The sequence below is a fragment of the Terriglobales bacterium genome, assembly GCA_035764005.1.
In the GTDB taxonomy this organism is placed as follows: Bacteria; Acidobacteriota; Terriglobia; order Terriglobales; family Acidobacteriaceae; genus Gp1-AA112.
Map to the genome: position 1 here is coordinate 85,676 of DASTZZ010000063.1, position 8,873 is coordinate 94,548.

Here is an 8,873-nt window from a genome sequence, read left to right on the forward strand (position 1 = left end):
ATGGTGTGGGATTCCCTCAATGGCCGGGGACACAGTACTTCCTGTGTCCCATACAAAGAGCCGGGTTGGCTGCGCCGCAATTTGGTTGCTGGTGCAAGTGCATCGCGAGCAGCCGTTCTAGATATAACGGGAGATTTACGAAGTAAGGAGAAGGTTATGAGATTGAAGTCCGCAGGAGCAGTCCTGACAATCGCATTGCTGCTGGCTTTGGCTGGGTTAAGCGGCTGCTCGAAGCCGGAGCGCACCGATGCGCAAGTAGCCGGCGATGTACAAACGAAGATTAGTTCCGATCCCCAGCTTGCAGGAAAGCAAATCGCTATCAATGCCGACAAGGGCGTTGTCACGTTAAGCGGCGCCCTCGACAGCGACGCCCAAGTCACCTCCGCATTGAATGACGCGCAGCAGGCGCCCGGCGTGAAGCAGGTGATCAGCAAACTCAGCGTGCAGACAGCCAACGCAGCTCCTGCTCCGGAGGAGCAACCGCAACAGCAGGAAGACGAGCGGCCAACCCGACGAGCATCATCGAGCCGTCCTAGCGCTGCGCATCGTTCGCGTCACTCGTTGCCGTCATCTTCGAGTTCTTACACGAATTCGCAGGGAACGAGTACTACAACTACGGCGAACAACAGTTCCGATCTGAACTCAACGCCAACGACGGCCAACACCTACACTCCGCCTCCACCGCCTCCACCTCCGCAGAAGGTGACGGTTCCGGCAGGGACAGTGTTGCAAGTGCGCACGGTAGAAGCGCTGAGCTCTGAGACCAGCCATGAGAACGATCCGTGGCACGGAACGCTGAACTCAGACATCGTTGTCGATGATCAAACCGTGATTCCCGCGGGAGCCGAAGTTGATGGACGCGTGATGGAAGCTCATGCCGCAACGCACTACACGGGCGGTGCTTCTCTCGTACTCGGAGTTGAGAAAATCAGCTTCAACGGAAAGAGCTATCAGATCGCGACCAACACCTGGGAAAAGAAAGCTGCAACTCGCGGAAAGAATACGGTTGAGAAGACCGCAGGCGGCGCTGCAGTCGGCGCGATTCTTGGCGGCATCTTCGGCGGCGGCAAAGGCGCAGCCATCGGTTCGGTTGCCGGAGCAGGCGCTGGAGCCGGCGCGAACACCATCACCAAAGGACAACGCGTCGATCTGCGTCCGGAAAGTCTCGTGAGCTTCCAGTTGCAGAATCCGATCTCGGTAATGCCGTCGGCGAGCACGGACCGCCATGGCACAGTAATTCGTCCAGACAACGGCTCGGATCAGCAGTAACAGAGCCTCTTCTTAGATAAAGGCCGGACAGAGATGTCCGGCCTTTTTGCTTGCCGGCAAGTCAGGTTGCCGGAGGACCAGACAGCCGATCTGAATTAGCGCCCTTTCTAGCTAACAGCGAATTAAACAGGGAATCTCGGTTGTTGAGGATGAAAAGCTCTCGAATTTCGCCCAGAATCTGCAAATTTTCCGCTCGACCAGGGAAAGATCAGGGAATTTAGGGAATGACTCGTATTCGCTTGAAATCGTGTGACTTGCAATAACTTTCTCACCGTCCTGCCAGATGAACAGGGAAACGATCAGGGAATATTTGTCACAAATTGTGACTGTGCACCGTTGCCTGATTCGAGATAGTGCGCGGCGGCTCGGCTAAGGTTCGACGTTCTCCGCCTCGATCACCTCCACTCCAGGTGGAGGTGAGAAGCGGAACAGATCAGCTTTCACGGCAACGTTTTCCTGGATGTCTTGAAAGAGAAACTCGGTTACCGAGCCATCGACTTCTTCGATCCGAATGCGGGTTATCTGATTGGCAGGTGTGATCTCCAGCAGGACGCGTTGAACGCGATCTTCCATTCCTTTTGGGACTCCTTGCAAGACAACATCGCCCAGTTGCTTCGGCGGCTCGCTCGAAATCGCGAGATTATTGAACTCGCTCTGCAATTTGGTTTTGCCCAGCAAGTAACGAATGGGCGATCGGAAATCATCGAGCTTCTTCGCCGGCATCTTCCGCGCCTGCCGTTCGGATGGCACGTAGAAATACGCATTCTTGCCATCGACAATGAATAGCTTCTGGGTAGGCTGCTCGTATTGCCAACGCATCTTTCCGGGCTTTTGCAGCCACAATTCGCCGGATTCATTGCGTGTGATTCCGGCTCCGTTGTAGCTTTCTTCGAAGTGAGCTTTCAGTGTCGTCAGGTGGTTGTAGCGGGCATCGACGCGGCGAGCAACGTCGCGAACAGAATCGGCAAAGGAACTGAGCGGTAGCGTTGAAACCATGAGCAGGAAAACGATAGTTGCGGCGGCAAATCGGGTGATCGGGTGATCCGGCGATCGGGCGATTGAAAATCGCGAAATCGCGAAATCACGAAATCGCGAAATGGTTTTCCTCATCCGTTGTCCTTCGTGACCTTCGTGTTCGCCTCTCCCCGGAAATGTTCGAGGATCGCCGCAGCCTGAGCACGCGTCACAACCGCAGACAACGCCGCAGGCTCCGCTTCCTTGACCGCCCGCACACTACCGAAGTGCTCAACCAGACGCCGAGTCGTCAAGGCGCCGATTCCAGGGATTTCCAACAGTTCAGAAGCACGATCGCGTATCTCGCGGCGCTTGCGATGAAAAGTCACGGCAAAGCGGTGAGACTCATCGCGGATCATCTGCACCAGATGCAGCACGGGAGAGTGTCGATCGAGAATCACCGGTTCATCTTCCTGGCCGTGAACGTAGATGATCTCTTCGCGTTTCGCGATCGAGGCTAGCGGCTGGTTGGTGATGTCCAATGACTCCAAGGCTTCTGCCGCGGCGTGGAGTTGGCCCAAGCCGCCGTCAATCAGCACCAGGCTAGGCATTTTCTGTTTCTCAGCGGTTACACGCTTGTAGCGCCGCTCCACCACCTCGCGCATCGAAGCGAAATCATCGACGCCTTCGACGGTTCGAATAATGAACTTGCGATAGTCGGACCTCTTCATCTGTCCGTCTTCCCACACCACCATCGACGCGACCGTCTCGGCACCCTGGATGTGGGAAATATCGAAGCACTCGATGCGATGAGGCAGATCGGGAAGGGTGAGGGCATCCTGCAAGGCTTCCTGGATGGTTTTCACCGAAGGCTTCATCACGCGGAAACGCTGGTCGTAGATGTGGTGTGCGTTTTTGGCCGCGAGATCGATCAGCGACCGCTTTTCCCCCCGCTGGGGAACCAGAATCTCGACCTTGGCTCCGCGCTTTTCCGACAATAGCTCTTCGAGCGCGCTGCGCTCATCGAAATCGACCGGGACAAGGATGTTGCGTGGCACATATTGCTGGTCGATGTAAACCTGCTTCAGCAAAGCCGCGAAGAAGTGTCCGGGATCAAACTCTGTGACCGGCTGCTGGCTTGCTATGGAATTTTCATCTTCGCGGCCCAGAGGCATGAGTTCGAATTCCGGCAGATCTTCCCAGAAGAGCTCGCGCCGATCGAGAATTCGTCCGCCTCGCATATGAAACAGGTTCACTGCCAACATTTGGTTCTCGTAATGGAAGCCATATACGTCCGTGTCGTCGCCTTCGGCGGCAGCGATGCGCTGGCGCTCCATTAAATCTTCGACCGTGCTGATCAGGTCGCGATACTTGGCAGCAGATTCGTACTGTTCCTCCGCAGCGGCGCGTTCCATTCTGGCGCGCAGTGAGCGCGCAAGATCGGCCTGACGACCTTCAAGAAATAGTTGAACATCGCGCACTGCTTCGCTGTAGGTCTCAGGCGTGGTGAGATCGCGTACACACGGTCCAAGACACCGCTTGATGTAGTACTGCAAGCAGGGCCGTGGATGGTAGCGCGTGAGGTCAATCTTGCACGACGGGATTAGAAAACTGCGATGAATGAGATCGACCGTGCGATGAGCCAGGTTCCCGGGGAAATACGGTCCGTAATACTCGCTCCCATCCTTCTTCAACCGCCGGGTGACAAAGACCTTGGGAAAACGATCAGCCAGCGTGAGCTTGATATATGGGTATGTCTTGTCGTCGCGAAGCAGAATGTTGAAGCGCGGCTTCTTTTGCTTGATGAGGTTATTCTCAAGGGCCAAGGCCTCGCGCTCGTTCTCGACCACGATGTACTCAACATCCGCCGCCTCTCGCATGAGCGAGCCGGTCTTGGCGTTCTGAGTTGCGGCTTCCAGCAGATACGACCGTACGCGCGATCGCAGGCTTTTGGCCTTCCCAACGTAAATGACCTCTCCTTCGGCGTTCTTGTACATGTACACGCCGGGGTTGGTAGGAAGAGTACGGATTTTCTGCTGGAGATCCATTAACCGGACGAGGCGAACACGAAGGTCACGAAAGAAACGGCAAGGTCACGGAGAAAGCGGCTGGCAGGCTTTGTGGCCTTCGTGAAGACCTTCGTGTCCTTCGTGTTCGCTCTTCACGAAGTTGCCTATTTTCTACTCTGAGACTAAGTTCTTGATGCAGGGCGGGTCAACCGCGATTCACCGGCTTGCCGCGCAAGGCAACGAGAACTAAGGTTTTGCTGTTCTAAGTATCCGGTTACTGGCCCAAGAGTGAAATTCAGGCGGGGCAGAGTCCCGCCGCAGGAGCTTACATGACACAGGATTGGAAAAAGGTTTTGATGTTCGGAGCTTTCGGAGCCGCAGCTTATTTCCTTCTGAGTGGGAAACGAGCCGCAGGCATGGCCAGTGCAGGAGTGGGCCTTGCCGCTCTTGCCTCCGATCATCCAGAGAAATTCGAACAGTTCTGGAACCAGGCCCCCGAATATCTCGACCGCGGACACCGCATCGTAAACGGCATTCAGAGCCTGGTCGAGCGCATCAGCGAGCACGCTCAGAATTGGCAACAGATGCGTACGCGCATCAGCGGCGAGTACCAGAACAAGCCTTATTAGAGGCTTTTGAAGAATTACTTTAAGGTCGTTCAATGGAAGGCCCCGAACTTAACAGGCCGCCAGGGTAGCGGAATCGGCTCTGATAGGCGTTGGGGCAGCTGCGTGGGTTGCGGCTGCGTTTCTCCACAATTGCCGGACAGTATCGTTGCGCTCGGAGCTCGCTATCCGGCGGTTCTGTTTTGCATTTTTCCGCAGCACGCTTAAGTCGGGAGCGCGTCGCGGTCTAAAAGGAAGGGTAAGACCGCTTCATCGCTGCGCCCGCTAAAACCCAGGTTTTGTCGGCGCCTATATGGTTAGATTGCAGGGCTGATGCCGTGCCGCCCCCCGACTGGAGTTGAGGGCCTCCACCCCCGGAAACATTCGCTTCGCGGAATTTCTCTTCGACAGCTGCGTTGGAGACCTCCTGCCTATTCGTAGCGCAGCGCTTCGATTGGATCCAAATTCGCTGCCTTCACTGCTGGGAGCATGCCGCTCACAATTCCTACAACGGCCAAAATTACTGTGGCAACGATCAACGTGGTCGGGTCGATGATCAACCGAATGTCTGCGGCATCGGCGTGTTGCGCGATTGCACTGTAGAAAGTGATCCGGCCAACACCATAGGAGATTGCATAAGCAAGTGCGATGCCTAACATTCCGCCTATCGCTGTGATCGCCAGCGCTTCGGCCAGGAATTGAACGAGGATGTCCCTCTTGCGCGCGCCCAGCGCTTTCTCAACGCCAATCTCTCTCGTCCGTTGCGTTACCGACACCAACATAATGTTCATGAGCCCAATGCCGCCAATGCCCAGAGTTAGAGCGCCGATGAATGCCAGCAGAATTTTGAGTCCCAGAGTAATGATCTGGAACTGCGTGACCTGCTTCATAGCATTGAATAGGAAGACAGCGCGGCGGTCTTTGACGCTATAACCATGAAGCTGCGCCAGAGCGGCGCGGACGGACTCTTCTACGCCTTCGAACGCGAAGGTATCGTAGTCCATCCAAATACCGTCGATGTACTTGATGTCCTTGATATCTCCCATGGTGTTGAAGGGGATCAGGATCACGCGATTGCTGTCGTCCTGGTTGCCTTCCTGCATTTTCTCGGCCAGAACACCAATCACTTCAAAGCTGATGCCGTCGATACGGATCTTTTCGCCTAGGGGATACCGTCCGGAGAAAAGTTTCGTTTTGGCTTCCGAGCCGATTACCACGACGCGCGCACGCGCTTCGTTATCGTGATCGTCGAAGAAGCGTCCCATGTCGACCCGATAGTTCAGAATTTTCTGAATGTCGGCGTAGTAGCCGTTCACCGGCATGGTAAAGGTTCGATTCTCGTACTGAATCGGCACATCCTTGTTCATCATTGGGCTAACGTGCTTCACCAGCGGCACGGTGCTCGCAATATAGTCCACATCCGAGAGCTGGAAACGAATCTGCGATCCGGCTTTGGTACCGCCGGCCTGCAATGATGTGCGATTCGGCCACACTCCGATGACCTTCGCTCCCCAGTTAGAGAAGATCGCATTGATCGCTCGTCCAAATCCGGCGCCGTAGGCAAGCAGGAGCACAACTGTCGCGATGCCCCACGCCATGCCCAGCATCGTGAGCGTTGTTCGGCGTCGGTCGTGCGACATCGCGCCATAGGCCTGGCCCAGAAGATCGCGAACCATGCTATTCCCTCCGCAGCGCTTCTACGGGCTGCAACATCGCGGCTTTTCGTGCCGGGTACAAACCAGCAATTAATCCGGCGATGGCCAAACATCCAATTGCCAGGGCTGCCGACGACGGTACCAATTTGGGAGTGTCGAATCCGGGAGGCGAGGGGAGTGTTCCCAAAGCTGCCATCAGGCCTGCGGCGGCGCCCATCCCAATCGCGCCGCTGAGGACCGTCAGCAGAATCCCTTCTAGAAAGAACTGTGTCAGGATGCTGCGATTGGTCGCGCCCAGAGCTTTGCGCAACCCGATCTCGCGCGTACGTTCAGTCACGGAAACCAGCATGATGTTGATGATTCCAATCGCTCCAAGCGCGAGCGTTACGACGCCGACGCTGCCGAGGAATGCATTCATTGCGTCGAAGATCTTGCCGACCATCTCCTCACTCTTAATCGTGTCCCATTCCTCGATCGCGCGCTCGTCCTTGGGATCGAACTGGTGATTGCGCCCAATGATGCGATGCACTTCTTCTTTGGCGATATCGTGGTCTTCACGCGTATCCGGCTGATAGTTGATGGTCGAGACTGCATCCGGCGTTTCACCAACGTTCGTGAGCGGGAAATATTGATGCATCGTCGAATACGGAATGTACACGCGATTGTTGGTCGAATTGTTCTCGTGAACGCCGATCGAACTGACGATGCCCACGATGGTGAAGCGAACGCCGTTCAGTAGCAGCGGCGCTCCGAGCGCCGGTACGCCTGGATACAGATTGCGCGACATCTCATCGCCAATGATGGCCACCGTGCGCTTTTCGGCTTCGTCACCATCATTCAGCCAGCGGCCTTCCCCAATTGGGATGTAGCGAATCTGGTTCAAGTTGGGAGTGCTGCCGAAAACCTGTCCGTTGGCGTTGGTGATGTCGCTTACCGCGCGAATGTCACTGCGATTGATGATGCCGGCGGCGTTGCGCACGTGCTTGCATTCCCGGGAGATGTCCTGGGCATCGCGGAAGGTGAGGTAGTACTGGCGCATTCCCGTGCCGCTGCCTTCTTGCGCGGGCACGCGTCCGGACCAGAGCATGATGATGTCCTGGCCGAGGGTGGCGAGCTGTTTGCGCTGTCCAGTCCGAAAGCCTTCACCGAGACCGACGAGAAGCAGCAGTGATCCTACGCCCCACGCGATGCCGAACATGGTGAGAAACGAGCGCAGCTTGTGCGCCCACAAGGTGCGCAGCGTCTGAGCAAAGATGTCGAGCAGTAGCTGCATGTTCAGCATGGTGTACGCGCCAGAAGGTTCCCAGGTTCCGACAGAACCGCCGGCCGTAGCCGGTGGGCCGGAGATGGCCGAATGGCCAGCTCCGGGAATGAAGATGCTCGGTCGGATTTGGAAAGACGCAGCCGCAAAAACGCGGCTGCCCCATCGGCTACCGCCGACGGTTCTGTCCTTCTTTGAACCCATTCATCTCAAAGAGGTTCCTGCGTGGCACACCATGGCCTCAGGCTATAGACGGAGTGGCACGCACAAATGTTAGTGGCTGGTCTTGGCTTCGGCAGATTTTTGTTTCACTTCGGGATACTCGAAGACACCCCGCCCACTCTTTCGTCCCAACCGTCCAGCCTTCACGTGCTGCACAAGAAGCGGAGCAGGCCGGAACTTCTCGCCCAGGGACTTCTGCAGATATTCGAGGATATGCAGCCGCGTGTCGAGTCCTACCAGATCGACGAGCTCAAATGGCCCCATCGGGTGGTTTAGTCCCAATTTGAGAGCCTTGTCGATGTCCTCTGCCGAGGCAATTCCTTCCTGGAGCATGTAAAACGCCTCGTTGCCGATCATGGCATTGATGCGGCTGGTAATAAATCCGGGGGACTCCTTAATCACTACCACTTCCTTGCCCATGCGGCGTCCGACTTCGGCGGCGGCTGAGATGGTTTCATCGTCGGTCTCGAGCGCCCGCACAACTTCCAGCAGCTTCATCTTGTGCACCGGATTGAAGAAGTGCATACCCACGCATTTACGCGGGCGATAGGTTACTGAAGCAATTTCGGTGATGCTAAGCGAAGAAGTATTCGAAGCCAAAATGGTGCCGGGACGGCAGATTTTGTCGAGCAGAGTGAAAATCTCGATCTTTGACTCCATCTCCTCCGGGACTGCCTCGATCACAAGATCAGCTTCTCTCGCGGCTTCGTCCACGCTGCCGGCAAACTGAATTCGAGAGAAAGCCTCGTCGGCTGCCGAGCGCTCCAGCTTGCCAAGCTCCACGCCTTTATCCAGATTGGCGCGAATCTCGCTTTCGGCTTTGCGCAGGCTCGCAGGGAGGATGTCTTCCAGGATGGTGCGGTATCCGCCCAATGCGGCGACATGGGCGATGCCCCGG

General features: G+C 56.2%; 7 protein-coding genes. 2 read left to right on the forward strand and 5 right to left on the reverse strand.

All coding sequences use genetic code 11. The annotated features are described in order from the left end of the window. Positions 1-156: 156 nt before the first annotated feature. Positions 157-1,269: a BON domain-containing protein gene (locus VFU50_09725; GenBank protein ID HEU5233128.1), complete on the forward strand. Its 1,113-nt coding sequence runs from the start codon at positions 157-159 to the stop codon at positions 1,267-1,269. Positions 1,270-1,638: 369 nt separating this feature from the next. On the opposite strand, the gene lolA is transcribed toward VFU50_09725, so the two are convergent. Both lolA and uvrC read right to left on the reverse strand, forming a co-directional pair. Further along, positions 1,639-2,379, reverse strand: a complete 741-nt coding sequence (gene lolA, locus VFU50_09730) for an outer membrane lipoprotein chaperone LolA (GenBank protein ID HEU5233129.1) — start codon at positions 2,377-2,379, stop codon at positions 1,639-1,641. After that, the gene (uvrC, locus tag VFU50_09735) at positions 2,376-4,271 is read right to left on the reverse strand and encodes an excinuclease ABC subunit UvrC (protein HEU5233130.1); all 1,896 of its coding nucleotides are present in this window, start codon (positions 4,269-4,271) and stop codon (positions 2,376-2,378) included. Before uvrC ends, lolA begins: the two co-directional genes overlap by 4 nt. A 290-nt stretch (positions 4,272-4,561) precedes the next feature. Between uvrC and VFU50_09740 the strand changes: the two genes are divergently transcribed. Beyond that, on the forward strand, positions 4,562-4,861 hold the full coding sequence (locus tag VFU50_09740) for a hypothetical protein (protein ID HEU5233131.1): 300 nt from the start codon (positions 4,562-4,564) through the stop codon (positions 4,859-4,861). A gap of 407 nt (positions 4,862-5,268) precedes the next feature. On the opposite strand, the gene VFU50_09745 is transcribed toward VFU50_09740, so the two are convergent. The 3 genes from VFU50_09745 to VFU50_09755 form a co-directional block, all read right to left on the reverse strand. Further along, positions 5,269-6,513 (reverse strand): ABC transporter permease, encoded by a 1,245-nt coding sequence (locus tag VFU50_09745; GenBank protein ID HEU5233132.1) that lies wholly within the window; start codon positions 6,511-6,513, stop codon positions 5,269-5,271. A 1-nt stretch (position 6,514) separates the two neighbouring features. After that, the gene (locus tag VFU50_09750) at positions 6,515-7,957 is read right to left on the reverse strand and encodes an ABC transporter permease (protein ID HEU5233133.1); all 1,443 of its coding nucleotides are present in this window, start codon (positions 7,955-7,957) and stop codon (positions 6,515-6,517) included. Between the two features lie 69 nt (positions 7,958-8,026). Next, positions 8,027-8,873: 3-hydroxyacyl-CoA dehydrogenase NAD-binding domain-containing protein (locus VFU50_09755; GenBank protein ID HEU5233134.1), on the reverse strand; the 847-nt coding region annotated here is incomplete at its 5' end.

Coding starts and splice junctions, on each gene's coding strand:
- VFU50_09725 (HEU5233128.1), top strand. CDS start 157: ATGAGATTGAAGTCCGCAGGAGCAGTCCTGACAATCGCATTGCTGCTG.
- lolA (HEU5233129.1), bottom strand. CDS start 2,379: ATGAGGAAAACCATTTCGCGATTTCGTGATTTCGCGATTTCGCGATTT.
- uvrC (HEU5233130.1), bottom strand. CDS start 4,271: ATGGATCTCCAGCAGAAAATCCGTACTCTTCCTACCAACCCCGGCGTG.
- VFU50_09740 (HEU5233131.1), top strand. CDS start 4,562: ATGACACAGGATTGGAAAAAGGTTTTGATGTTCGGAGCTTTCGGAGCC.
- VFU50_09745 (HEU5233132.1), bottom strand. CDS start 6,513: ATGGTTCGCGATCTTCTGGGCCAGGCCTATGGCGCGATGTCGCACGAC.
- VFU50_09750 (HEU5233133.1), bottom strand. CDS start 7,957: ATGGGTTCAAAGAAGGACAGAACCGTCGGCGGTAGCCGATGGGGCAGC.